Here is a 24682-nt window from a genome sequence, read left to right as displayed (position 1 = left end):
TGACAAAGCTGCAGTGCTTGCAAATGTCTTTTTGTTCCTGCACAGGAAAACGCAAAAAATCCTCCCGGAGAATGCCATGTCACTGATTTCGCTTGCCGGCGAGCTGACCGAGACCGGCCACCGACTGATCCAGCGGGTCTATTACGAGGACACCGATTTTTCCGGCGTCGTCTACCATGCCCGCTATCTGCATTTCATGGAGCGCGCCCGGACCGACTATCTGCGGCTTCTCGGCGTCGAGCAGGCGTCGCTGGCGATCGAAGGCGACGTGGAAGGCCTCGTCTTCGTCGTCCATCGTCTGGAAATCGACTTCAAGGCGCCGGCGCGCATGGACGACGTCCTCACCATCGAGACCGCGACCGAAAAGGCCGGCGGCGCAAAAATGATCCTGCAGCAGCAGATCAGGCGCGACGACGCGCTGCTGATCGCGGCCAAGGTAATCATTGCGGTCATCAACGGTCAGGGGCGGCCGAGGCGTCTGCCGGAGGCACTGGCAACGAAATTCCTTGCTGCGCAGGCGGCTTCCGGGTGAGCGGCCGGCTCACTCGACCGAGTTCAATATCTTCTTCGTCAGCGACTGACTGATCTTGCCGATCTCCCGCCACGGATCGGTTCCGGATTCTATCCGCTCGACAATGTCCGGAATGTGAAACCCGTTGGCGGCCTCGAGCCCTTGGAGTTCGTCCCAGCCGACCGGAGTGGCCACCGGTCCGCCGGATCGCGCGCGGGTGGAATAGGGTGCGATAGCCGTGGCGCCGCGATCGTTTCTCAGCCAGTCTATGAAAATCCTTCCCTTGCGCTTCGCCTTCGACATGGTGGCGACGAAATTATCCGGATCGCGCTCGGCAATAGATCGCGCGAGCGCTTTGGCGAAGCCTTTGGCCTCCTCCCATTCGGCATGGGGGCGGAGCGGAACGATGACGTGGACGCCCTTGCCGCCGGTCACCATGGGCACTGTCTTCAGGCCGATCTCGGCGAGTTCGTCGCGAAGCTTGACGGCTGCCGCCTTGACCGTCTCGAAGTCGACGCTCGGATCGGGGTCGAGATCGAAGACCAGACGGTCGGGTTTCTCCAGTCGATCGATGCCTGAACCCCAGATGTGAAACTCGAGCGTTCCCATCTGCACGGCGGCGACGAGGCCCTTGGCATCGTGGATGTACATATAGTTCTCGGTGTCGCCCGATGACTCGGTGATAGGCACTTCCCGGATCGCCTCGGGGAAGCCGTCGCTCGCGTGTTTCTGAAAGAAGCAGTGCCGGTCGCCGCCTTGCGGGCAGCGCACCAGCGAAACGGGGTGATCGGCGGCAAAGGGGAGCATCCTCTCGGCGACGACGGCATAATAGCGGGCGAGATCGATCTTGGTGATGCCCTGGCCTTCGAAGAGCACCCGGTCCGGATGCGAGATGCGGATACCGAGGACATCGCCGTCTCCTTGCACAGCCGGCGTCTTGCGCGGCTTGGCCGAGGTTTTGCTTTTGGCGGTCTCCGGCTCCGCTTCCGACGGCTTCGCTGTCTCCAGTTTCACGGCCCTGGCCTCCTTGTCCTCGCGCAATCCCTCGAATGAACCGTGGCGGACATGTCCGTCAGCCGTGAACTCGGCGAAATCCACCTCCGCCACCAGGTCCGGCTCAAGCCATACCGAATTTCGCATTCTCTCTCGCGGCACGCTGTCGAAGGGCGACGTGTCGCGTCTGCGCTTCGCGAAGGCCGCAGCGAGTTCCTTCATCGTCTTTCCGCTGAATCCGGTGCCGACGCCGCCACGGTAGATCAGCTTCCGGCCTTCGAACGTCCCGACAAGAAGCGAGGCAAAGGCGCGTCCTTTCTTCGAAGATGGGGTATAGCCACCGATGACGAACTCCTGGCGCTTCGTGCATTTCACCTTCAGCCAGCTTCGGCTGCGCCCGCTGCGATAGGGGGCATCCGCCTCCTTGGCGATTATACCCTCCTGGCCGGCCTTGCATATCGCGGAAAGCACGTGCTCGCCATTGCCGCGGACATGCTCGCTGAATTGTATGGTCGAGTTGGTGCCGAGCGATTGGAGCAGAGCTTCGAGCCGTTCCTTGCGTTCCACGAGCGGCTTACGGCTCAAATCCTTGCCGTCGAGCTCAACGAGGTCGAAAGCGTAAAGCCGTGTGCTGGCCCCCGTTCTAAGCGCTTTCTGCAAGGCCGAGAACGTCGATCCGCCTTCCGACAGCGCCACCACTTCGCCATCGATGAGGGCGGACCTGCAGTCGAGTTCGGCAAGGGCGGCGGCAATTGCCGGGAACTTCTCGGTCCAGTCGAGGCCGTTGCGCGTGTAGCAGCGCACGGTGCCGGCGCCGACGGCGCAGACAAGACGGTAGCCGTCGAACTTGGCTTCGTTCAGCCATGCATCGCCGGCAGGCACCTTGGTCACCAGGGTCGCCAGCTGCGGTGCCTTGAAGGCGGGCAGCTTACCGGAGGCTTTTCGCGTCACAGACTTGCCCGCATTGCCGGTGTCGGCGATCGCGCCGGCCTTGAGATTGGCCGCGATGCTCTCGTTGGAATGCCAGACCCGTGCCTGCTTCTCGCCTTTGCCGTTGGCGATCTCCTCCATTGTCCGGCCGGTGACGATGCTGGTGATGTTCTCGTTGATGAGACTCTCGCCGTCTTCGGAGGCGATCTCGTCCGTTTCCTTGACGAGCAGCCAGTTCTCGCGCTTTTCGCCTTCGCGTGGCCGCATGCGCACCAGCGCCCAGCCGCCCTTCATTCGGCTGCCATGCAGCTTGAAGGAGAGCTTGCCCTTCTTCAAGGCCTTCGACGGGTCATCCTCCGGCTCCCACCAGCCGGTATCCCAGAGCATCACGGTACCGCCGCCGTACTCTCCTTTCGGTATCGTTCCTTCGAAATCGCCATAGGCAAGCGGGTGGTCTTCGGTACGCACGGCCAGGCGCTTGTCTTCGGGGTTGAGGCTCGGGCCGCGGGTCACCGCCCAGCTCTTCAGCACACCCTCCCATTCCAGGCGGAAGTCGTAATGCAGGCGGGTCGCAGCGTGCTTCTGGACCAGAAACCGCATCCTGTTGTCCCCGCTGCGCCGCGCGACCGCACCCTTGGGTTCGCTGGTCCGCGTGAAATCGCGGCGCCGGTTGTATTCCGAAAGCGGTTGATTGCGAGCGGCCATGGATCGTCAGCCCGATTTCGGCTGGAAGGCTATATGTTTCGGGGGCCAGGGGCTCATGGCACCGAAACGTGCGACCCGGTGCGAAGTTCCGTGTCGCTCAAGCTCAGTCGAACTGCGCGCGCGGTAATACTCCCTTAACCATAATGGTGTCTTAATCCGTGTATCAGGATTTGTGCAGTGCACGTCATCCTTTGACCAAAATTGACGGCAAGAAGGCAGGCTGACGCGAGTAGATCGCAATGCCGCGATCGGTGGCAATACCGGGGCATTCCTGCTGCAGGACGTTTGGGCGACCCGGTCTCGAGCATGAGTTGCTCTGCCGGGTGTTTGGATTCGGGGACTGAAATCGATGGAACAGGTTGGATTGGCCGCGACGAGCGACGTGACCCTCTGGTCGCTCTTCATGCAAGCGGGCTTGGTCGTGAAGCTGGTCATGCTGGGGCTCATCGCCGCCTCGGTCTGGACCTGGGCGATCGTCGTCGACAAGAGCCTCAATTACGGGCGCGTCCGCCGGCAGCTCGACAATTTCGAGCAGGTATTCTGGTCGGGTCAATCGCTGGAGGAGCTCTATCGGACCCTCTCGGACAGGCAGACGAGCGGAATGGGCGCGATCTTCGTTTCGGCCATGCGCGAATGGAAGAAAAGCTTCGAGCGCGGCGCGCGCGCGCCGATCGGCCTGCAGATGCGTATCGACCGCGCCATGGACGTGACGCTCGCCCGGGAATCCGAAGCGCTCGAGGCAAGGCTCGGCTCGCTGGCGACGATCGGCTCGGCTGCACCCTTCATCGGCCTTTTCGGTACCGTCGTCGGTATCATGACCTCGTTCCAGGCCATCGCCGGTTCCAAGTCCACCAACCTCGCCGTCGTTGCGCCCGGTATCGCCGAAGCGCTGCTGGCGACCGCCATCGGTCTGCTCGCCGCTATTCCTGCCGTTATCGCCTACAACAAGTTCACCGCGGATGCCGGCAAGCTGACGGCACGCATGGAAGCCTTTGCCGACGAGTTCTCCGCCATCCTGTCGCGGCAGATCGACGAGAAGCTGCAGCCTTCTCGTCAGGCCGCGCAATAACGACCTCAAAGCACGGAGACTACGCTGATGGGTATGGCAGTTGGCGGAGCCAAGGGGTCGGGCGGCGGGCGCCGCCGCCGTGGCGGCAGAAGAAGCGCGATCAGCGAGATCAACGTCACGCCGCTCGTCGACGTCATGCTGGTTCTCCTCATCATCTTCATGGTGGCCGCGCCGATGATGACGGTGGGCGTGCCGATCGATCTGCCGGAAACGCAGGCGAAGGCCATGAACGCCGATACCCAGCCGATCACCGTTTCGGTCAACCCGGCGGGCGAGATCTTCCTGCAGGAGACTCCGATCGCGATCGACGAGGTCGTGCCGAAGCTCGAGGCGATTGCCACGACCGGCTACAATGAGCGCATCTATGTGCGCGGCGACACCAGTGCCGACTACGGCACCGTGATGAAGGTGATGGCACGCATCTCCGCGGCAGGCTTCAAGAACCTGGGTCTCGTAACGCTTCAAGAACAAGAGAAGTGATCGTCCGAATGAAGGGCAGTATCGCTACATCTGCTGTCCTCCACGCTCTGGTTCTCACCTGGGCGCTGGTGTCGCTTGGCAGCCCGGCCGATTTCGAGGTCGCGGATGTCGAGGCGCTGCCGGTCGACATCGTACCGGTCGAGTCGATCACGCAGATCCAACAGGGCGACAAGAAGGCCCCGGCCAAGGAAAAGGCATCGCCCGTTCCGACCAAGAAGCCGACGCCTGTCGAAAACGCCGAGAATGTCGGCGAGAACGACGTCGACCTGAAGACGCCGCCCACGCCTAATGTCAAGCCGGTCGAAAACGAGTCGGCCGCAGCGCCGCAGAAGACCGAAAAGGCACCGCCGACGCCCGATCCGGTGAAGGAAGCGATCGAGAACGTCGAGGAGAAGCCGGCGGCCGAGCCGGCGACGGAAGTGGCCGCGCTCCCCGAGCCCAAGCAGGAAGTAAAGCCGGATACCAAGCCCGAACCCGCGCCGGCGGAAGAACAGCCTGCGGAAAATCCCGAGGCCGAGGCGCTGCCGGACAGGGTGCCGACGCCGCAGTCGAAGCCCAAGGTCGAAAAGCCCGCGCAAACGGCCAAGACGCCCGAACGCAAGAAGGACGAAGCCAAGAAGGAGCAGAAGAAGGCGTCCTCCCAGAAGGAGAGCGACTTCAATGCCGACGAGATCGCGGCGCTGCTCAACAAGCAGGAATCCTCCGGCGGCGGCGCCAAACGCGCGACCGAGGAGGCGGCCCTCGGCGGCAAGAAGACGACGAGCGGCAATACGCTTTCGCAGAGCGAAATGGACGCGCTTCGCGGCCAGATCCAGAACAACTGGTCGATCATTCCCGGCATGGCCGACGCGGCGGATGTCCGCATCAAGGTAACGATGCGGCTCGACCCGAACGGCGGCCTGATCGGCGAACCGGAAGTGGAAGCCAGCGGCGGCTCGGATGCGGCGCGGCGGGCACTCATGGGTGGTGCACGCCGGGCCATTCTGAAGTCTGCTCCCTTCAAGGGGCTGCCGGCCGACAAATACGATTCGTGGAGCGAGGTCGTGGTCAACTTCGACCCGAGCTCGATGCTCTAGACAGGTTGGGCTGGTTGTGGGCGGAACATTGCGCCTCATCCTGCTCGGAACACGAAAGGCTGAAAGGCTTTATGGAAATGCTGAGACGCAATTTTTTCCGCCTCCTGATGGTGCTGGTCGCCGGCTGCGGGCTCATTGCCTCGCCGGCAAATGCGCTCGTCGAGATCAACATCAACAAGGGTAACGTCGAGCCGCTGCCGATCGCGATCACGGACTTCCTGCAGGGCGACCTCGCCCGGAAGATCTCCGACGTCGTTGCCGCAGACCTCAAGCGCTCCGGGCTTTTCGCGCCGATCGACAAGGGCGCCTTCATCGAGAAGATCTCCAATCCCGATGCCGCACCGCGTTTCGAGGACTGGAAAGTGATCAACGCGCAGGCGCTCGTCATCGGCCGCGTCACGCAGGAAGGCGACGGCAGGCTGAAGGCGGAGTTCCGCCTCTGGGATACCTTTGCCGGCCAGCAGATGCTCGGTCAGCAGTTCTACACCCAGCCGGAGAACTGGCGCCGGGTCGCCCACATCATCGCCGACGCGATCTATGAGAGGATCACCGGCGAGAAGGGCTATTTCGACACGCGCATCGTTTACGTCGCCGAAAGCGGGCCGAAGAACGCGCGCAAGCGCCAACTCGCCATCATGGACCAGGACGGGGCCAATTCCCGGGCGCTCACCAATGCCAACGACATCGTGCTGACGCCGCGCTTCTCGCCGAACCGTCAGGAAATCACCTATATGTCGTTCGAGAACCAGCAGCCGCGCGTCTATCTGCTGCAGCTCGAAACGGGGCAGCGCGAGGTGGTCGGCAATTTCCCGGGCATGACCTTCGCCCCGCGTTTCTCGCCGGATGGCCAGCGGGTGATCATGAGCCTGCAGCAGGAAGGCAACGCCAATATCTATACGATGGATCTGCGCTCGCGCACGACGACGCGGCTCACCAACACCGCGGCGATCGACACCTCTCCTTCCTATTCGCCCGACGGTAGCCGGATCGTCTTCGAAAGCGACCGCGGCGGCAGACAACAGCTCTACGTCATGGGCGCCGACGGCTCCGGCCAGACGCGCATTTCCTTCGGCGACGGCTCCTATTCGACGCCCGTCTGGTCTCCACGCGGCGACCTCATCGCCTTCACCAAGCAGTCCGGGGGCAAGTTCTCGATCGGCGTCATGAAGCCGGACGGCTCGGGCGAACGCATTCTGACCACCGGCTTCCACAATGAAGGCCCGACCTGGGCGCCGAACGGCCGCGTTCTCATGTTCTTCCGCCAGAACGCCGGTGCGGGCGGTCCGCAGCTCTATTCGATCGATCTGACGGGCTACAACGAACAGCTCGTCCAGACGCAGGGCTTCGCCTCGGACCCGGCCTGGTCGCCGCTGATGGAATAGGGCCGCCGGCGGGCCCCATCGAGAGAATTGATGAGATTCAAAGATTTCGGGCCGATACGGCCCGAAATTCTTCGTGATCGCGCGTCCACAGTTATGGCAGGGAATGAGGCGAATGTGCCGCTTTCTCGCCGCAAAGTGCTGGTGTAGCAGGCGCCCTGACGCACATTGTCGATTTGTTAACCATATCCGTTGAAAAGCAATTAACCGCTTCCGGTTACAGTCTGGCAACCGTGAATTTGACACTTCTCAAGGAGACCCGGCCCATGAGCCGAATTGACACCCCGGCAGCAAGCCGCATGCAGACCATCGCCCGCAATCCGGTCATGATCGCGCTCGTCATGACGCTTGCCCTTGCTGGCTGCGCTTCCAAGAAGAACCTCCCGAACGATGCTGCCGGCCTCGGACTCGGCGCAGGCGCGGCGACCCCGGGCTCACAGCAGGACTTCACCGTGAACGTCGGCGACCGCATCTTCTTCGATACCGACTCGACATCGATCCGAGCCGACGCACAGGCGACGCTCGACCGCCAGGCCCAGTGGCTGGCAAAATATCCGAACTACGCAATCACCATCGAAGGCCATGCCGACGAGCGCGGCACCCGCGAATACAACCTCGCGCTCGGCGCCCGCCGTGCTGCCGCGACCCGCGACTATCTCGTCAGCCGCGGCGTCCCTGGAAACCGCATGCGCACGATCTCCTACGGCAAGGAAAAGCCGGTCGCCGTTTGCGACGACATCTCCTGCTGGTCGCAGAACCGCCGCGCCGTTACCGTTCTCGGCGGCGCCGGCAGCTGATTATTCGGCAACGAGGGGGATTCGAAGGGGCGGCCTGCGGGCCGCCCTTTCTTTTTTACCACACTTTGGCCGAACTCCGTTGCTTTTTCACGGGAGTTGGAAAACTGTGCGGCACCCCACCTCGGATTCGACGAATGTACTGCGCAAAGCGATTCAGGGGTGGGATAATCGGTTACGAACAGGACAAATGAAATGAAGAAATTTGTCGTGGCAGGACTGCTTGGCCTCGTGACCCTTGCGGGTCTCGGCTCTACAGCAGATGCCATGCCGCTTTCCGGGCTCTTTGCCCGTACGACGCAGACCGATGCCGGCAGCAAGGGCGACCTTCCGGTAATAAAGGTGCAGTCATCCGATATCGCACGGGTCGGTCAACTCGAGGAACAGATCCGCTCTCTCAACGGGCGTATCGAGGAAATGAGCTTCCAGCTCCTGCAGATGCAGGAGCAGATCCGGAAGTTCCAGGAGGACAACGAGTTCCGCTTCCAGGACCTGGAAAACGGCAGGTCCTCCTCCAAGAAGAGCGGCGCGCTTGAAACGCCGAAATCCAATGATCAGGCGTCCGTCACCCCCGGGGTGACGGATAGCCGGTCCTCGGGCGCTCAGGTTGCCGGCGGCGCCGACAGGGCGGGTGTCGATCCCAGCGGGCCAGGCGCAGCGCCCGCGCCGACGACGCTGGGGCAGATCATCTTCGACGAGAACGGCAATCCCGTCTCTGCAACGGCGGGCGTAGAGCCCGGTGCCAACGCCACTCTGCCCGGCGTCGACACAGGACTTGCGACCCAGGGCGGCGGCCTCAACGACAATCCGGGAAGCGTGCCGGACAGCGGACAGGCGACCGCGTCTCTCAGCGATCCGGGCGATCTTTACCAAGCAGGCTACAGCCACGTGCTTTCCGGTGATTACAGCATCGCAGAGCAGGAATTCCGCGATTATCTCGATGCCTTTCCAGGCGGCGACAAGGCGGCGGATGCAAGCTTCTGGATGGGCGAGGCACAGTATTCGCAAGGCAAGTACAGCGACGCGGCCAAGACCTTCCTCAACGCGCATCAGAGCCACGGCAAGTCACCGAAGGCTCCCGAAATGCTCTTGAAGCTGGGCATGTCCCTCGGCGCCCTCGACAACAAGGAGACCGCCTGCGCCACGCTGCGCGAGGTCAACAAGCGCTATCCGAAAGCATCACCCGCCGTGAAGGCGAAGGTGGCGAGCGAGCAGAGCCGTTTCGGCTGCTGAGGCGGGCCAGGATGCCCCATGCCGTCGTCGATACGGCCCGAAATTTTCTCCGATCCTTTATCAGGCCCTGCAGGATTCTGGTTGCCGTCTCCGGTGGCAGCGACTCGATGGGCTTGCTTGTAGCCCTGCATTCGGCGATCGCCGCAGATGAGCGCCGCGGATTTTCCCTTGCCGCCTGCACTGTCGACCATGCGCTGAGGCCGCAGTCGGCTCGCGAAGCAGAAGATGTGGCGGCTTTTTGTGCCGCGCTCGGTATTGCCCACCGCGTGCATCGCTGGGAGGGCGCGAAGCCGTCGACCGGCATTCAGGCGGCGGCTCGGAACAAACGCTACGAATTGCTGGCCGAGGCCGCGGGGGCGCTTGGCGCCGATTGCATCGCGACCGGTCATACGCGTGACGACCAGCAGGAGACCGTCGCCATGCGCGTTGCCCGCGGCAGAAGCGATGGCGCGGGAGACGGCGGGCAGGGCGAGGGGCATGGCGGCGCCGGGATGGCCGCGGCCATGTTGTACGGACGGCGGATCTGGGTGTTGCGGCCGTTTCTCGGCTTGGCGCGCGCCGACATCCGCAGCTTTCTCCAGGCATGCGGCGTCTCCTGGACCGACGATCCGAGCAATGCCAACCCCGCCTTCGAGCGGGTCCGGGTGCGTGCCCGGATAGCGACATCCCAGGGGATGCCGGCGCCCTTGTGCAACGGGCGCCAGCGCGCCGCCTCTTCCGCCAGAGCCGCCGCCCTGATCGAGAAGCGCATCCGCGTTCACGAGGCGCTCGTCGCGGAGGTCTCGGCACGGCATGCCGGGGAGATCGACGATGCGGACTGGCGCCGTGCGCTCCTGATGGTCGCGTCGGTTCTCGGCGGGCGCGACCACATGCCCGCTCGCGCCACGGTGCAGCGGCTTTCGCAGTTCCTGCGATCGGGTGAGCCCGGCCGCATGACGGCGGGACGGGTCGTCTTCGACCGGCGAGCAAGCGGTCTCTATCTCTATCGAGAGGCGCGCAACCTGCCGGGGCTCGCCGTCGGACCGGGCGGGCAGGGTATTTGGGATGGGCGGTTCACGGTAAAGAGCGGCGGGTCAGCGGTTACGGTCGCCGCGGACGCGTCGGGGAGGCTGTGGACTCAGAGGCTTATTGACGCAGGGCTGCCGACGGGGATTGCCAAGCGCGGATCCATGGTGGCACCAGAAATCGCGTCGGCGGACGGCGCGGGGCTCGCCTTCGGCGAGGCTCCGGCGAAAGTCGAGTACCACATCGCGCTTTACGACACCTTTTTGCCGGGTTTCGACAGGATCATGGCGGATGCGGTCGCCGTGTCGTTTGGGCGTGATCGATACCCCGCGCCGCCGGTGCACGATGTTTTGATAGAAATGGAAACGTAACCGGCGGTTTTCCTTGGCAAGGTCACCCCGGACACCTATGTTAGGACCAACAATACAGTCCGGCGAATGCGCGGGCTGCGACAGGTTCCGGGGAGTTCGATGAACCCTAATTTTCGAAATTTTGCCCTTTGGGCAATCATAGCGCTTCTCCTGATAGCGCTATTCAGCATGTTCCAGCAGCCGACCGAACGAGCAGGCTCGCGTGAAATTCCATTCTCGCAGTTCCTCAAGGACGTAGACGCGAGCCGTGTGAAGGACGTGGTGATCACCGGTTCGAAGGTGATCGGCAGCTACACCGAAAGCGGGGCGACTTTCCAGACCTATGCGCCCGCCGTCGACACGGCGCTGACGGAGCGGCTGGAAGCCAAGGACGTCACGGTCACGGTTCGGCCGGAGACGGACGGCTCGTCGGGCTTCCTCAGCTATATCGGAACGCTGTTGCCGATGCTCCTGATCCTAGGCGTCTGGCTGTTCTTCATGCGGCAGATGCAAGGTGGCTCGCGCGGCGCGATGGGTTTCGGAAAGTCCAAGGCAAAGCTTTTGACGGAAGCGCATGGCCGCGTGACCTTCGACGACGTCGCTGGTGTCGACGAGGCCAAGCAGGATCTCGAGGAAATAGTCGAATTCCTGCGCGACCCGCAGAAGTTCCAGCGCCTCGGTGGCCGCATCCCGCGCGGCGTGCTGCTGGTCGGACCGCCCGGCACCGGTAAGACGCTGCTTGCCCGCTCGGTCGCCGGCGAGGCGAACGTCCCCTTCTTCACGATCTCGGGTTCGGACTTCGTCGAAATGTTCGTCGGTGTCGGCGCATCGCGCGTCCGCGACATGTTCGAACAGGCGAAGAAGAACGCACCCTGCATCATCTTCATCGACGAAATCGATGCGGTCGGCCGCCATCGCGGCGCCGGTCTCGGCGGCGGCAACGACGAGCGCGAGCAGACGCTGAACCAGCTGCTGGTGGAGATGGACGGCTTCGAGGCGAACGAGGGCATCATCCTCATCGCCGCCACGAACCGGCCGGACGTGCTCGACCCGGCGCTTCTGCGTCCGGGCCGCTTCGACCGCCAGGTCGTCGTACCGAACCCGGACATCAACGGCCGCGAGCGGATCCTGAAAGTGCATGTCCGCAACGTGCCGCTCGCACCGAACGTGGACCTCAAGGTGCTGGCGCGCGGCACGCCGGGCTTCTCCGGCGCCGATCTCATGAATCTCGTCAACGAGTCGGCGCTGATGGCGGCGCGGCGCAACAAGCGCCTCGTGACCATGCAGGAGTTCGAGGACGCCAAGGACAAGATCATGATGGGCGCCGAGCGCCGCTCTTCGGCCATGACCGAAGCCGAGAAGAAGCTGACCGCCTATCACGAGGCGGGCCATGCGATCCTCGCGCTCAACGTCCCCTCGGCCGATCCGTTGCACAAGGCGACGATCATCCCCCGGGGCCGTGCGCTCGGCATGGTGATGCAGCTTCCCGAGGGCGACCGCTACTCGATGAGCTACAAGTGGATGATCTCGCGGCTTGCGATCATGATGGGCGGGCGCGTTGCCGAGGAACTGACCTTCGGCAAGGAGAACATCACCTCCGGCGCATCCTCCGATATCGAGCAGGCGACGAAGCTTGCCCGGGCGATGGTGACGCAATGGGGCTTCTCCGACCAGCTCGGTCAGGTCGCCTATGGCGAGAATCAGCAGGAGGTTTTCCTCGGCCATTCCGTCGCGCAGCAGAAGAACGTTTCGGAATCGACCGCCCAGAAAATCGACAACGAAATCCGCCGGCTGATCGACGAGGCCTATGAGACGGCGCGCCGCATCCTCATCGAAAAGAACCATGAATTCGTGGCTCTCGCGGAAGGATTGCTCGAATACGAAACGCTGACCGGCGACGAGATCAAGGCTCTGATCCGCGGCGAGAAGCCGGCGCGCGATCTCGGCGACGACACACCACCGCATCGCGGCTCTGCAGTGCCTTCAGCCGGCACGAAGAAGGAAGCCGGCACCAAGGGCGAGGAGCCCGAAGGCGGCTTCGAACCGCAGCCGCAATAGGTTCCCACACATGCGCAAATCCAATGCCGCCGCTCCGGAAGGGGCGGCGGCATTTTTGGATGTTCGCGTTTCAGTGGAACAGTGGTGCGCCCAAGCATTGCTCAGGGAAAGATCCGGTTGTAACGCGCTGTAATGATTTCTGATGTTATGATCGGTGCCGTATATTGCGGTTTTATGGCAAATATGGCGCAGATTTGCGGGCGGGTCGCGGAACTATGAAAACCAAAAGCGGAACACGCAGGCGCACGCGGCCGGCACAAGAGGCGACGCCGAAGCAGGACAATGGAGTTTTTATGAAGCGCAGATATTTCGGCACCGACGGCATTCGCGGCCAGTCCAATATATTTCCGATGACGCCGGACCTCGCCATGCGGGTGGGCATTGCAGTAGGAACGATTTTCAGAAACGGCGCTCACCGCCACCGGGTGGTGATCGGCAAGGACACGCGCCTGTCCGGCTATATGCTCGAGAACGCGATGGTCGCGGGCTTCACGGCAGCGGGGCTCGACGTCTTTCTGCTCGGCCCGATCCCGACGCCCGGCGTTGCCATGCTGACGCGGTCGCTGAGGGCCGATATCGGCGTGATGATCTCCGCCTCGCACAATGCGTTCCGCGACAACGGCATCAAGCTCTTCGGACCCGATGGCTACAAGCTCTCGGATGACATCGAACAGAAGATCGAAGAACTGTTGGAGCAGGATATGTCCGGGCAGCTCGCCAAGCCGGAGGATATCGGCCGGGCCAAGCGCGTCGACGGTGACATCTACCGGTATATCGAGCAAGCCAAGCGGACGCTGCCGCGCGACGTCACGCTGAAAGGTCTTCGGATCGCCATCGATTGCGCAAACGGTGCCGCCTACAAGGTCGCGCCCTCCGCCCTTTGGGAACTGGGCGCAGAAGTCGTTACGATCGGAACCGAGCCGAACGGCGTCAACATCAACCTTGAGTGCGGATCGACGCATCCGGCGGCGCTTCAGAAGAAGGTGCACGAGGTAAGGGCGGATATCGGCATCGCGCTCGACGGAGACGCCGACCGTGTTCTGATCGTCGACGAGGAGGGGGCGGTCATCGACGGCGACCAGCTCATGGCGGTCATCGCCGACAGCTGGGCGGCAGATGGCATGCTCAAGGGCGGCGGCATTGCCGCGACCGTCATGTCGAATCTCGGCCTCGAACGCTACCTTCAGGCGCGCCGGCTCAAGCTCCACCGAACCAAGGTGGGCGATCGCTACGTCGTCGAGCAGATGCGTCAGGACGGCCTGAACGTCGGTGGCGAACAATCGGGCCACATCGTGCTTTCCGATTTCGGCACCACCGGCGACGGCCTCGTCGCGGCGCTGCAGATCCTCGCGGTCGTAAAGCGCCAGGGCAAGACTGTGAGCGAAATCTGCCGTCGTTTCGAGCCCGTGCCGCAGGTCCTGAAGAACGTTCGCGTTGCGGCCGGCAAGCCCCTGGAGGATGCCGGCGTGCAGCAGGCGATCGCCGATGCGGAGGCGCAGCTCGCCAAGAACGGGCGGCTGCTCATCCGGCCCTCCGGCACCGAACCGCTGATCCGCGTCATGGCGGAGGGCGACGACCGCGGGCAGGTCGAGCGCATCGTCGAAGAACTCGTCAACGTGATCGGCGGCGTGCGCAACGCTGCCTGATTAAGAAGCAGCCGCTGCCCCCTCATCGCTGGCCGATGAGGGGGCAGTCACTGTACGTGAATATAGCGACCGAATACTTCCAAAAGTTAATATTCAAGGTAAATTTTTGTAGTTAATCAGGGATTAACCTTTCCCCTTCATCATGCGTTGAAGCATACGAAACGGCTGCGACTATGATCCGTCAGCCATTCAAGAATACACTAATGTATTGGGGTTGGGGCATGAAGAAGATTCTTAGGGGCGTTGCTGCGGCTCTGCTGAGCGGCACGCCGGTTTATGCAGCGGACGTCTATCAGCCGCCCGTAGAAGCACCGTTCGTCGAGCAGCCGGTGGAGGTGGTCGAAGCCAGCGGCTGGTATTTGCGTGGCGACGTCGGTTACGCGTGGAGCGATTTGCGCGGGGCCCACTATTTCCAGGGCTCGAACAGCAACCTGGTCGATTTCGACCGCGCCGATGTGGATGACTCCTACGTCCTTGGCGGCGGTGTCGGATACCAGATCAACAGCTATCTGCGTGCCGACGTCACGCTCGACTATCTCGGCGAGTCCGACTTCAAGGGCTCTACCAGCGGCGGTTGCGGGGTTGCCGTCAATTGCGTCTCGAACGATGTCGCATCGATGTCCGCCTGGAGCCTGCTGGCCAATGCCTATGTGGACCTCGGGACCTACGGCGCCTTCACGCCCTATGTCGGTGCGGGTATCGGTGGCACCCGGGTAAAGTGGGGAACCCTGCGCAACACGAGTTGCGACGTTACGGATCCCGGCAACTGCGACCCGACGATCGAGCACAAGGGCGAAAGCGATTGGCGCTTCACCTATGCGCTGATGGCCGGTACCGCCGTGGATCTCACCTGCAATCTCAAGGCCGATGTCGGCTACCGCTTCCGCCATATCAACGGCGGAAACATGTTCGGCTACAATCTCAACAGCGGTCCGGCCTACGACAAGGACATCTATGTGCACGAGGCGCGCGCCGGCCTGCGCTATTCCTTCGGCAACAATTGCGAAGCGGCCTATGTGCCGCCGGCCGAGCCGATCGTATATAAGTGATCCGGGCTAAGGCCCGTTGAGATTCGGGCCACCGCCGCCGCTTGTTTGATCGCCTCATCCCTGTGACAAGCACAGGGACGAGGCAGAGGCCAGATTGCAGTCCTGCGAAAAGTTGCCTACAGCGCCGCGCGTCTTATGAGACGCGTAAACGGCGCTGTAGCCCTTTGAGCTGCTGCATGTTTTTGTCCATTGACCGCTTTCCACCTTCCTAAGAGACATGGTTAACCCGTAGTTAACCCGTGCCTGCAATAGTTAACGCGAATGGCCAGCTTCATGCTGTAGCGCCTTGCGTCTCCCCATATATGCGCAAGCCCGCAGCACCTGGCCGAGCGAAAGGGCATGGCATGAATTGGCGACGGGGATTTTGCAGCATGGCACTCTGCGCCGGCCTGTTGGCGCCGTTCTCTGCACAGGCCGCCGACGAAGAACTGCTCGACGCGCCCGAGATCACGATTTCGCCGGAAGCGACCGGCGGCGGCCTTTATCTGCGTGGCGACATCGGCTACGCAGCCTGGCTGGACGAGGGCGATCCCTTCTACCGCTCCTCTGGCGGCACGGGAGCCGTTTCCTTCGACGACGCGCGCTTCGACAAGCCGGCCTCCGCCACCATCGGCCTGGGCTATCAATTCACCGACGTCATTCGCGCCGATCTAACGGCCGAATATTTCGAGGGCCGCTTCGACGGGGCGTCGCTGTCGGCCAGTCCGTGCGCGGGCGAGGGCGCGGGGACGAGGTGCGCGCTTTCCCATAGCGCCAATTTTTCCGCGCTCGGCCTGATGGCAAACGGTTATGTCGATCTGGCGACGCTTGCTGGGTTCACGCCGTATCTCGGTGCCGGTATCGGAGCGACCCGGATCGACTGGAAAACGACCCATGAGACCTCGACCTGCGTCGGGGCAGGCGGGGCCTGCTCCGGGGCGGCGGGCGGTGCTTCCTATGGCGGGCGGGACAGCTGGCGCTTTACCTATGCCCTCATGGCGGGCGCCTCCTACGACGTCACGGATCGGCTGAAGTTCGATGCCGGCTATCGCTATTCGCAGATTGCGGATGGCGACATGTTTGGCTCCGGGGGCGCGAAGGGCTATGACGATGGACTGTCGCGTCATGAGTTCCGCGTCGGCTTGCGTTTCGCGCTTTGGTGATGCGGTGCCGGTTTGCTCGAAACGGCAAAAGTTTCTTCAAACGCGACGCGACCGCTTGACTTCCTCTCCGAGCCGCAATATTCCCGGCGGCGGGACACCCCTCCCCAACGAGGGGCTTCTATCTGAGAGGATAGCATATGACGAAGCCTGCCAAGCCGGCCATGCGCCCGGCCAATACTCATTTTTCTTCTGGTCCTTGCGCCAAGCGTCCCGGTTGGACGCTCGAAGCTCTCTCCGATGCCCCGCTCGGTCGCTCGCACCGAGCCAAGATCGGAAAGACAAAGCTCAAGCAAGCGATAGACCTCACCCGCGAAATTCTCGAAGTTCCGGCCGATTACCGTATCGGTATCGTGCCCGCTTCGGACACCGGTGCCGTTGAGATGGCGCTTTGGTCGCTCCTCGGCGCCCGCGGCGTCGACATGCTGGCCTGGGAGAGCTTTGGTGCCGGCTGGGTGACCGACGTCGTCAAGCAGTTGAAGCTTTCCGATGTCCGCCGCCTGGAGGCCGATTACGGCGCGCTCCCGGACCTGTCCAAGGTCGATTTCGATCGCGACGTGGTCTTCACCTGGAACGGCACGACCTCCGGCGTGCGGGTCCCGAATGCCGATTTCATTCCCGCGGATCGCAAGGGCCTGACCATCTGCGATGCGACCTCCGCCGCCTTCGCGCAGGCGCTCGATTTCGCCAAGCTCGACGTCGTGACCTTCTCCTGGCAGAAGGTGCTCGGCGGAGAGGGCGCCCATGGCGTGCTGATCCTCAGCCCCCGCGCAGTCGAACGGCTGGAGACCTATGTCCCCGCCTGGCCGCTGCCGAAGATCTTCCGCATGACCAAGGGCGGCAAGCTGATCGAGGGTATCTTCACCGGCGAGACGATCAATACGCCGTCCATGCTCTGCGTCGAGGACTATATCGACGCGCTTCTCTGGGCGAAGTCGGTCGGTGGCCTCGAGGGTCTGATGGCCCGCGCCGATGCCAATGCCGAGGTCATTCACCGTTTCGTTGCGGCCAATGACTGGATCGCCAACCTCGCGGTGAAGCCCGAAACCCGCTCCAATACGTCGGTCTGCCTGAAGATCGCCGACAATGATGTGTCGGCGCTCGACGCGGACGCACAGGCCGCCTTCGCCAAGGGGGTCGTGGCCCTCCTCGAAAAGGAAGGCGTCGCATTCGACATCGGCCATTATCGCGATGCGCCGTCCGGGCTTCGCATATGGGCGGGCGCGACGATCGAGACGTCCGACATGGAAGCGTTGATGCCTTGGCTCGCCTGGGCTTTCGAGACCCAGAAGGCGACGCTTTCGCAGGCTGCCGCCTGATCCGATGCGATCCGCTTCGCTCTCCCTGAGGGCGAAGCCTAATCCCCAATGGTTCAGACCTGTTTTTCAAGGAGGCCTTCATGGCACCTCGCGTTCTCGTATCCGATGAACTGTCGGAAACCGCTGTCCAGATATTCCGCGACCATGGCGTGGAAGTGGATTTCCAGCCGAAGCTTGGCAAGGACAAGGAGAAGCTTGCCGAGATCATCGGCAATTACGACGGCCTTGCCATCCGCTCCGCCACCAAGGTGACCGAAAAGCTAATCGCCGCCGCGACCAATCTCAAGGTCGTCGGCCGCGCCGGCATCGGCGTCGACAATGTCGACATTCCCGCCGCTTCGCGCCGCGGCATCATCGTCATGAACACGCCCTTCGGCAACTCGATCACCACCGCCGAGCATGCCATCGCGTTGATGTTCGCCGTTGCAAGGCAGCTTCCCGCCGCCGACGGCTCGACCCAGGCCGGCAAGTGGGAAAAGTCGAAGTTCATGGGTGTCGAGATCACCGGCAAGGTGCTCGGGGTCATCGGCGCCGGCAATATCGGCTCGATCGTCTGCGCCCGCGCGATCGGTCTCAAGATGCACGTCATCGCCTATGATCCGTTCCTGTCGAAGGAGCGGGCAGAGGAAATGGGCGTCGTCAAGGTCGAGCTCGACGAACTCCTCGCCCAGGCAGACTTCATCAGCCTGCACGTGCCGCTGACGGACAAGACCCGCAACATCCTGAACGCGGAGGCGATTGCGAAGACCAAGCCGGGCGTGCGTATCATCAACTGCGCCCGCGGCGGTCTCGTCGATGAAAAGGCGCTTGCCGAGGCCCTCAAGTCCGGCCAGGTCGCCGGCGCAGGCTTCGACGTCTTCGAGGTCGAGCCCGCCACCGAGAGCCCGCTCTTCGGCCTGCCGAACGTCGTCTGCACGCCGCATCTCGGCGCATCGACGACCGAGGCGCAGGAGAACGTCGCTCTGCAGGTCGCCGAGCAGATGTCGGAATATCTCGTCAAGGGTGCGGTCACGAACGCCATCAACATGCCGTCGATCACGGCGGAAGAGGCGCCGATCCTGAAGCCCTTCATCCGGCTCGCGGACGTTCTGGGTGCCTTTGTCGGGCAGGTCACCGAAAGCGCGATCAAGGAGATCGAGATCCTCTACGACGGCTCGACCGCGGCGATGAACACCAAGGCGCTCACGAGCGCGGCGCTCGCCGGGCTGATCCGCCCGCAGGTGGCCGACGTCAACATGGTTTCGGCGCCGGTCATGGTCAAGGAAAAGGGTGTGATCCTTTCCGAGGTCAAGCGCGACAAGACCGGTGTCTTCGACGGCTACATCAAGCTGACTGTCAAGACGGCGAACCAGACCCGCTCCGTCGCAGGGACCGTCTTCTCCGACGGCAAGCCGCGCTTCATCCAGATCAAGGGCATCAATCTCGATGCGGATGTCGGCAATCACATGGTCTACATAACCAACACCGACGTTCCCGGCATGATCGGCTTCATCGGATCGACCCTTGGCGACGCGGGCGTCAACATCGCCAATTTCCAGCTCGGCCGTGAGAAGCAGGGCGGCGATGCGATCGCGCTGCTTTACGTCGATGGCCCGGTTTCGGAGACCGTGCTCGACAAGCTGCGGGCGAACGAAGCGATCCGCCAGGCAAAGCCGCTGGTGTTCAATATCGACTGAGCCGCACTCGGGCTTTCAAATTGCCCCTTCCCGCAGGCGTCCGCAGGGGAGGGGCTTTACGATATAGGTCACCGCGGCAGCTTCGGCCGGCCGCGTTCGGCAATGGCGATGCCGCCGAGGACGAGTGCCAAAGCCGCGAGATGAAACGGGTGGAATATCTCGCCGACCAGAAGGACGGAGAGAAGGGTCCCGAACACGGGAATGGCGTTGATGAACAGGCCGGCACGATTGGCGCCGATCATCTCGACGCCGCGGACATAGAGAACCTGCGACATCAGCGAGGGGAAGATCGCCGCATAGATCACGATCGCCCAGCCGGTCGCATCCGGCATGATTGCCGTGCCTTTCCCGATCTCCCACAAGAGGAGCGGTATGGCGCTCAGCAGCGCCCCGAAGGCCGGGGCGGCTATGAAGCTCTGCCAATGCATTGCCGGTTTCCACCGCAGCGCAACCGTATATGCGGCATAGACGATGCAGGCGAGGATCATCAGCGCGTCACCGAAATTGAAGCTCAGGCGCATGAGGCTTCCGAGATCGCCATGGGCGGCGGTAATGAGCACGCCGATCAACGTCACGGTAAAGCCGATGACCTGGGCGAGCGACGCCTTCATCTTGAAAAGCGCGAAATTGAAGATGAAGATCAGCATCGGAATGCCGGCCTGAAGGATGACGGCATTGATGGCGCTGGTGTATTGCACCGCGGAATACAGGAACGCATTGAACATGGTGAAGCCGACGGCGCCATAGGCAAGCAGCTGCAGCCAGTGCTGGCGGATCTTTTGCCAGTCGCGGCGGATCTGCGGCGTCATCAGGGCCAGGATGACCGCAAGCGCGAGCAACCAGCGCAAGGTCGTCAGCATCATCGGGCTGACGTGCCCGACCGCCATCTTGCCCGCCACTGAATTGCCGCCCCAAAAGAGCGCGGTAATACCGAGATAGAAATAGGCTCTGGCGTTCACGATGATACGGTCCGTGCGGGATGGAGGAGGATTGCCGGAATGGCACGAGAGTTCGAGATATAGGCGTTAAATCCGCGGTTTGTCATTCAAAAAGGGCTGGCCACCGCTCATAACGGGGTCGCTTTCCGAAAGACAACACAGTATAGATGCGCGGGTTTGAGAACAGCGCAACGTCCGCATGCGCGCGTAAACAGGAAGAGAATTATGACGAATGTCGTGGTGGTCGGATCCCAGTGGGGCGACGAAGGCAAAGGCAAGATCGTGGATTGGCTCTCGGAACGCGCCGACATCGTGGTGCGCTTCCAGGGCGGCCACAATGCCGGCCACACGCTGGTGATCGACGGCGTCAGCTACAAGCTGTCGCTGCTGCCTTCGGGTGTCGTCCGCCCCGGCAAGCTCGCCGTCATCGGCAATGGCGTGGTGATCGACCCTCATGCATTGCTCGCCGAGATCGACAAGCTTGCGGCCCAGGGCGTCAAGGTCACGCCCGAGAACCTGCGCATCGCCGACAATGCCACGCTCATTCTCTCGCTCCACCGCGAGCTCGACGGCATACGCGAGGACGCGGCTTCAAACAGCGGCACGAAGATCGGCACGACCCGTCGCGGCATCGGTCCGGCCTACGAGGACAAGGTCGGCCGCCGCGCGATCCGCGTCATGGATCTCGCCGATCTCGACACGCTGCCGGCAAAGGTCGATCGGCTGCTGACGCATCACAACGCGTTGCGGCGCGGCCTCGGCGAGGCCGAAATCAGCCATCAGGCGATCATGGACGAGTTGTCGTCGGTTGCCGAGCGCGTGCTGCCGTTCATGGACACGATTTGGCTGCTGCTGGACCGGCAGCGCCGCAAGGGCGCACGGATTCTCTTCGAAGGCGCGCAGGGCACGCTGCTCGATATCGATCACGGCACCTATCCCTTCGTGACCTCGTCGAATACGGTCGCCGGTCAGGCCGCCGCCGGCTCGGGCATGGGCCCCGGCGCGCTCGGCTATATCCTCGGCATCACGAAGGCCTATACGACGCGGGTCGGCGAAGGGCCGTTCCCCACCGAACTCGACGATGAGATCGGCCGCTTCCTGGGAGAGCGCGGCCATGAATTCGGAACGGTGACGGGGCGCAAGCGCCGTTGCGGCTGGTTCGATGCTGCGCTGGTGCGCCAGTCGGTGGCCGCTAACGGCATCACGGGCATAGCGCTCACCAAGCTCGACGTGCTCGACGGACTGGACGAGTTGAAGATTTGCGTGGGCTATACTCTGGATGGACAGCAGATCGACCATCTTCCCGCAAGTCAGGCACAGCAAGCTTCGGCAAAGCCGGTCTATATCACGCTCGAGGGATGGAAAGAATCGACGGTGGGCGCCCGCAGTTGGGCCGATCTTCCGGCGCAGGCGATCAAGTATGTTCGCCAGGTCGAGGAACTGATCGGCGCGCCGGTCGCGCTACTTTCGACCAGCCCGGAACGGGACGACACGATACTTGTGACGGACCCTTTTGAGGACTAGTGTCGGCGCAAGGAAAGCGGCGACGCGGCAATTGCCGCGGGTCTGGAAATTGAGAAAGTACTGATGGCGGATTTTGTTGCAGTTATTCGCAGGACGGTCGACGGCCTGTCGGAAAACACACTGGAAATGCGAGGCAGGGTCTACGAGAAGGCGCGCGGTGCCGTGCGCCGCCAGCTCGAGAGCATGAACCCCCGGCCGTCGGACGACATGATCAACCGCCAGCTCAACAAGCTGGAACAGGCAATCTCCGAGGTTGAAAGCGAGCACGCCGAAGCCCTGCCGCCGGTCGAGGAGACCGAAGCTCTCGAGCCGGATACGGTCGAAGCACCGCCGGGCGAGGAGGCCGCCACACCGGTAACACAGCAGGCGGAGCCCGAGGCACTGCCGGCCGCATCCGTCAAAGCGGAGCAGACCGCCCCAACGCCGGCCGAAGAGCCTGCTTCTGACGCCGCCCCCGAAGAGCCCGAAGGTCCGGTGCAAGCGGCCCCCGATGAGGAGCCGCCCGCACCGGTTGCCGAGGCACCCACGGTCGACATGCGCGAAGAGGCACCGCTTCACGAAGAGGAGCCGGCCGACGCTGCCCCCGCCGTTCCGCAACGGGATGAGCCGGCCGAGGAACAGCAGCCGGCCGCCGAAGCCGATGCGCGGCAGGAACATCCTGCCCAAGACGTGACGGCCGCAGAGCCCGATCCGGAGGATGTCAGCCGCGATGAGGCTGAGGTCGAATCATATCCGGCCGAGCCGGCACCGGACGAGGCGACGCCGGTGGAGGTCCAGGCCGATGGTGTGCCGGACAGGCGGGGACCATCCGAGTGGGCTTTGCCCGAATGGGAGGATACCACCCCCTCGCCACGGCCGAGCGAGGCCCCGGCCAAGCCGGAAGACGATAGGCAGGACGAGACGTCGCCGGCCGAGCCCGAGCGGCTGGGGATACATCCGGTCGAGCCGGAAAAGGCCGAAACGGAACAGCATAGCGGCGAGGCGGATGCAGCGCGCTCCTGGTCATTCGACGACAGCGATCCCTTCGCCCAAGGTACCGAAGGCAAGAAGGACCGGCCGGCAGACGAGCCGGAAATTTCCGAATGGTCGTGGCCCGTCGAGAAGGCTCCGGCCGCCGCGAACCAGGAAGAGCGTGCCGGCACTGCCTGGGATCATGTCGACGATCTGCTCGGTTTCGAGGACGACGGCCGGACGGCGAATGGTTCGGCGAGCAACAAGGACAAAGACAGCAGCCTTGCCGCGCCGCCTGCGGTTCCCGCTCGCCCCGCGTCCTATCGCGCCACGCCCAAGCCCAGCCGGTTCAGCATCAAACGCCTGGCGATCGGCGGGGCGGTCGTGCTTCTCCTCGGCGCCGGCGGCTACGCCTACTGGCAGAATAGAGAGGCGGGCAATGCCTGGCTCACGGGCATGGTCGCGAAGATCATGCCGAGCGATCCCGCCGAGACGCCGGCACCGGCGACACCCGGTGGCGAGGCCGAGCCGGCGAACCAACCGGCCGAACAGTCCGGCACCGAGGAAAATACGGCGCTTTCCGATGCTGCTTCCACCAAGTTCACCCAGCGGCTGCTTGCCGATGGAACGGAAAGGGACGAGGGACCTGCCGTCGCGACCGAGACGGCCGCTTCTCAGGAAGGCAAATCCGTCGCTGCACGGACGCATGCGGTAGAGCCGCCGAACGCCAATGCCGGCGTGCAACAGGCGGCAGCGGACCAGACGGCCTCGCCGGTGCCCGGCCAGACCGCCAGCGAGGCAGCAGCGCAGCCCGAGGTTTCCGTCGCCGATGGCGAGAAGATGTTCCTCTATGAAGAGAGGCTCGGCCAGTCCTCGCCGACCGCGATCCCCGGCACCGTCGCCTGGTCGATCAAGGAGGAGTCGCCAGGCGGCGATGCCAAGCCCGAGCCCGCCATCCAGGCGCAGATCACGGTTCCCGATCGTGGCCTCACGGCTCTGATGACCATCAAGCGCAATGCCGATCCGTCCTTGCCGGCAAGCCACGTGATCGAATTCGTGTTTTCGCTGCCCGAGAGCTTCGAGGGCGGCGCCATAGACGGCGTCCAGCGCGTCTCGATGAAGCGAACCGAGCAGGACCGCGGCGATCCGCTGATCGCCGTTCCGGCGAAGATCACCGACGACTTCCACATGATCGCACTCAACGATTTTGCCGAAGCGGTCAGCAACAACACCGAGCTTCTGCGCAGCCGCAGCTGGATCGATATCCCGATCACCTACCGCAACGGCCGCCGCGCTCTCCTCACCCTGGAGAAAGGGCAGGGCGGAGCGGACGCCTTCAACAAGGCCTTGCAGGCTTGGGGAAGTCCCGGCAGCACAGCTTCCAGCGGGCAATAGTCTAAGGCCTGTTGAGATCCGGGCCACCCGCCGCCGCCTGTTTGATCGCCTCATTCCTGTGACGAGCACAGAGATGGGGGTTGAGAGGGTGCGGTCCCTCGGCGCGCTTCATAAACCGTGAAGATGGTGAGGCGGCGCGGAAGGCGGGTCACGCCCGTGTAAAGCGTCCCGCTTCGCTTCGATGCGAGAATGTAGGAGCCGCACATCCCGGTCCCTCATTCCTGTGCTCGTCACAGGAATCCAGCCAGGCCAAGTCCTTGGGCTGAAAGAAAGCTTCCCGCGCCGCAGACGCGGCGCTGCTGGATCTCTGTGACAAGCACAGAGAGATGAGGATGAGGAGAGATTGCAGCCCTCCGAAAAGTGTCCTACAGCGCCGCGCGTCTTACGAGACGCGCAAAGGTCGCTGTAGCACTTGAGCTGCTGCTCGCTCGGTACTCATGGAATTCAAGCGCATCGCCATCC

General features: G+C 63.2%; 18 protein-coding genes. 16 read left to right on the top strand and 2 right to left on the bottom strand.

Going from position 1 to position 24682, the window contains the following annotated elements; translation table 11 throughout:
* Nucleotides 1–76: 76 nt before the first annotated feature.
* The gene (gene ybgC / locus CN933_RS19585; RefSeq protein ID WP_018096841.1) at nt 77–532 is read left to right on the top strand and encodes a tol-pal system-associated acyl-CoA thioesterase; all 456 of its coding nucleotides are present in this window, start codon (nt 77–79) and stop codon (nt 530–532) included.
* A 9-nt stretch (nt 533–541) separates the two neighbouring features.
* On the opposite strand, the gene ligD is transcribed toward ybgC, so the two are convergent.
* Complete coding sequence (ligD, locus tag CN933_RS19580; protein ID WP_018096842.1) at nt 542–3139, bottom strand: DNA ligase D; 2598 nt, start codon at nt 3137–3139, stop codon at nt 542–544.
* Between the two features lie 349 nt (nt 3140–3488).
* Between ligD and tolQ the strand changes: the two genes are divergently transcribed.
* The 13 genes from tolQ to serA all read left to right on the top strand — a co-directional run bounded on the left by tolQ (nt 3489) and on the right by serA (nt 19412).
* On the top strand, nt 3489–4208 hold the full coding sequence (tolQ, locus tag CN933_RS19575) for a protein TolQ (protein WP_003527594.1): 720 nt from the start codon (nt 3489–3491) through the stop codon (nt 4206–4208).
* A gap of 27 nt (nt 4209–4235) precedes the next feature.
* Nucleotides 4236–4688: a protein TolR gene (tolR, locus tag CN933_RS19570; RefSeq protein WP_018096843.1), complete on the top strand. Its 453-nt coding sequence runs from the start codon at nt 4236–4238 to the stop codon at nt 4686–4688.
* Between the two features lie 8 nt (nt 4689–4696).
* A complete protein-coding gene (gene tolA, locus CN933_RS19565) occupies nt 4697–5764 on the top strand; it encodes a cell envelope integrity protein TolA (RefSeq protein WP_020487500.1) in 1068 nt (355 codons plus the stop codon).
* Between the two features lie 71 nt (nt 5765–5835).
* On the top strand, nt 5836–7146 hold the full coding sequence (gene tolB / locus CN933_RS19560) for a Tol-Pal system beta propeller repeat protein TolB (protein WP_018096845.1): 1311 nt from the start codon (nt 5836–5838) through the stop codon (nt 7144–7146).
* A 263-nt stretch (nt 7147–7409) separates the two neighbouring features.
* Nucleotides 7410–7940, top strand: a complete 531-nt coding sequence (pal, locus tag CN933_RS19555) for a peptidoglycan-associated lipoprotein Pal (RefSeq protein ID WP_018096846.1) — start codon at nt 7410–7412, stop codon at nt 7938–7940.
* A 192-nt stretch (nt 7941–8132) separates the two neighbouring features.
* Nucleotides 8133–9170 carry a tol-pal system protein YbgF gene (gene ybgF, locus CN933_RS19550; RefSeq protein WP_018096847.1) on the top strand — a complete coding sequence of 346 codons (1038 nt, stop codon included), beginning with the start codon at nt 8133–8135 and terminating at the stop codon, nt 9168–9170.
* A gap of 11 nt (nt 9171–9181) precedes the next feature.
* Nucleotides 9182–10546, top strand: coding sequence for a tRNA lysidine(34) synthetase TilS (tilS, locus tag CN933_RS19545; protein ID WP_018096848.1), 1365 nt, complete (start codon nt 9182–9184; stop codon nt 10544–10546).
* A 99-nt stretch (nt 10547–10645) separates the two neighbouring features.
* Nucleotides 10646–12583: an ATP-dependent zinc metalloprotease FtsH gene (ftsH, locus tag CN933_RS19540; protein WP_018096849.1), complete on the top strand. Its 1938-nt coding sequence runs from the start codon at nt 10646–10648 to the stop codon at nt 12581–12583.
* 293 nt (nt 12584–12876) lie between these two features.
* A complete protein-coding gene (gene glmM, locus CN933_RS19535) occupies nt 12877–14229 on the top strand; it encodes a phosphoglucosamine mutase (protein WP_026168797.1) in 1353 nt (450 codons plus the stop codon).
* Between the two features lie 173 nt (nt 14230–14402).
* Entirely contained in the window at nt 14403–15278 is an 876-nt protein-coding gene (locus tag CN933_RS19530; protein ID WP_180980760.1) for an outer membrane beta-barrel protein, read from the top strand.
* 344 nt (nt 15279–15622) lie between these two features.
* On the top strand, nt 15623–16420 hold the full coding sequence (locus tag CN933_RS19525) for an outer membrane protein (protein ID WP_102762209.1): 798 nt from the start codon (nt 15623–15625) through the stop codon (nt 16418–16420).
* A 137-nt stretch (nt 16421–16557) separates the two neighbouring features.
* Entirely contained in the window at nt 16558–17736 is a 1179-nt protein-coding gene (locus CN933_RS19520) for a phosphoserine transaminase (protein ID WP_018096853.1), read from the top strand.
* A gap of 80 nt (nt 17737–17816) precedes the next feature.
* Nucleotides 17817–19412: a phosphoglycerate dehydrogenase gene (gene serA, locus CN933_RS19515; protein ID WP_018096854.1), complete on the top strand. Its 1596-nt coding sequence runs from the start codon at nt 17817–17819 to the stop codon at nt 19410–19412.
* Nucleotides 19413–19480: 68 nt separating this feature from the next.
* Here serA and CN933_RS19510 read toward each other — a convergent pair whose 3' ends face one another.
* On the bottom strand, nt 19481–20371 hold the full coding sequence (locus CN933_RS19510; protein ID WP_018096855.1) for a DMT family transporter: 891 nt from the start codon (nt 20369–20371) through the stop codon (nt 19481–19483).
* A 204-nt stretch (nt 20372–20575) separates the two neighbouring features.
* On the opposite strand from CN933_RS19510, the gene CN933_RS19505 reads away from it, so the two are divergent.
* Both CN933_RS19505 and CN933_RS19500 read left to right on the top strand, forming a co-directional pair.
* Nucleotides 20576–21874: an adenylosuccinate synthase gene (locus tag CN933_RS19505; RefSeq protein ID WP_018096856.1), complete on the top strand. Its 1299-nt coding sequence runs from the start codon at nt 20576–20578 to the stop codon at nt 21872–21874.
* Nucleotides 21875–21937: 63 nt separating this feature from the next.
* Nucleotides 21938–24220: a membrane protein gene (locus tag CN933_RS19500; protein ID WP_018096857.1), complete on the top strand. Its 2283-nt coding sequence runs from the start codon at nt 21938–21940 to the stop codon at nt 24218–24220.
* Nucleotides 24221–24682 lie beyond the last annotated feature (462 nt).

The sequence above is a fragment of the Sinorhizobium sp. M4_45 genome (assembly GCF_002885915.1).
GTDB classification, from domain to species: Bacteria; Pseudomonadota; Alphaproteobacteria; order Rhizobiales; family Rhizobiaceae; genus Sinorhizobium; species Sinorhizobium meliloti_A.
The sequence above is the reverse complement of the archived record's forward strand: the minus strand, read 5'-3'. Positions and strand labels throughout refer to the sequence as shown.

What these genes read in the sequence shown, in the direction of transcription:
- ftsH (WP_018096849.1), top strand. Translation starts at nt 10,646, where the DNA reads ATGAACCCTAATTTTCGAAATTTTGCCCTTTGGGCAATCATAGCGCTT.
- glmM (WP_026168797.1), top strand. Translation starts at nt 12,877, where the DNA reads ATGAAGCGCAGATATTTCGGCACCGACGGCATTCGCGGCCAGTCCAAT.
- ligD (WP_018096842.1), bottom strand. Translation starts at nt 3,139, where the DNA reads ATGGCCGCTCGCAATCAACCGCTTTCGGAATACAACCGGCGCCGCGAT.
- pal (WP_018096846.1), top strand. Translation starts at nt 7,410, where the DNA reads ATGAGCCGAATTGACACCCCGGCAGCAAGCCGCATGCAGACCATCGCC.
- tolB (WP_018096845.1), top strand. Translation starts at nt 5,836, where the DNA reads ATGGAAATGCTGAGACGCAATTTTTTCCGCCTCCTGATGGTGCTGGTC.
- CN933_RS19525 (WP_102762209.1), top strand. Translation starts at nt 15,623, where the DNA reads ATGAATTGGCGACGGGGATTTTGCAGCATGGCACTCTGCGCCGGCCTG.
- tolQ (WP_003527594.1), top strand. Translation starts at nt 3,489, where the DNA reads ATGGAACAGGTTGGATTGGCCGCGACGAGCGACGTGACCCTCTGGTCG.
- CN933_RS19505 (WP_018096856.1), top strand. Translation starts at nt 20,576, where the DNA reads ATGACGAATGTCGTGGTGGTCGGATCCCAGTGGGGCGACGAAGGCAAA.
- serA (WP_018096854.1), top strand. Translation starts at nt 17,817, where the DNA reads ATGGCACCTCGCGTTCTCGTATCCGATGAACTGTCGGAAACCGCTGTC.
- ybgF (WP_018096847.1), top strand. Translation starts at nt 8,133, where the DNA reads ATGAAGAAATTTGTCGTGGCAGGACTGCTTGGCCTCGTGACCCTTGCG.
- CN933_RS19520 (WP_018096853.1), top strand. Translation starts at nt 16,558, where the DNA reads ATGACGAAGCCTGCCAAGCCGGCCATGCGCCCGGCCAATACTCATTTT.
- CN933_RS19500 (WP_018096857.1), top strand. Translation starts at nt 21,938, where the DNA reads ATGGCGGATTTTGTTGCAGTTATTCGCAGGACGGTCGACGGCCTGTCG.
- tilS (WP_018096848.1), top strand. Translation starts at nt 9,182, where the DNA reads ATGCCCCATGCCGTCGTCGATACGGCCCGAAATTTTCTCCGATCCTTT.
- tolR (WP_018096843.1), top strand. Translation starts at nt 4,236, where the DNA reads ATGGGTATGGCAGTTGGCGGAGCCAAGGGGTCGGGCGGCGGGCGCCGC.
- tolA (WP_020487500.1), top strand. Translation starts at nt 4,697, where the DNA reads ATGAAGGGCAGTATCGCTACATCTGCTGTCCTCCACGCTCTGGTTCTC.
- ybgC (WP_018096841.1), top strand. Translation starts at nt 77, where the DNA reads ATGTCACTGATTTCGCTTGCCGGCGAGCTGACCGAGACCGGCCACCGA.
- CN933_RS19530 (WP_180980760.1), top strand. Translation starts at nt 14,403, where the DNA reads ATGATCCGTCAGCCATTCAAGAATACACTAATGTATTGGGGTTGGGGC.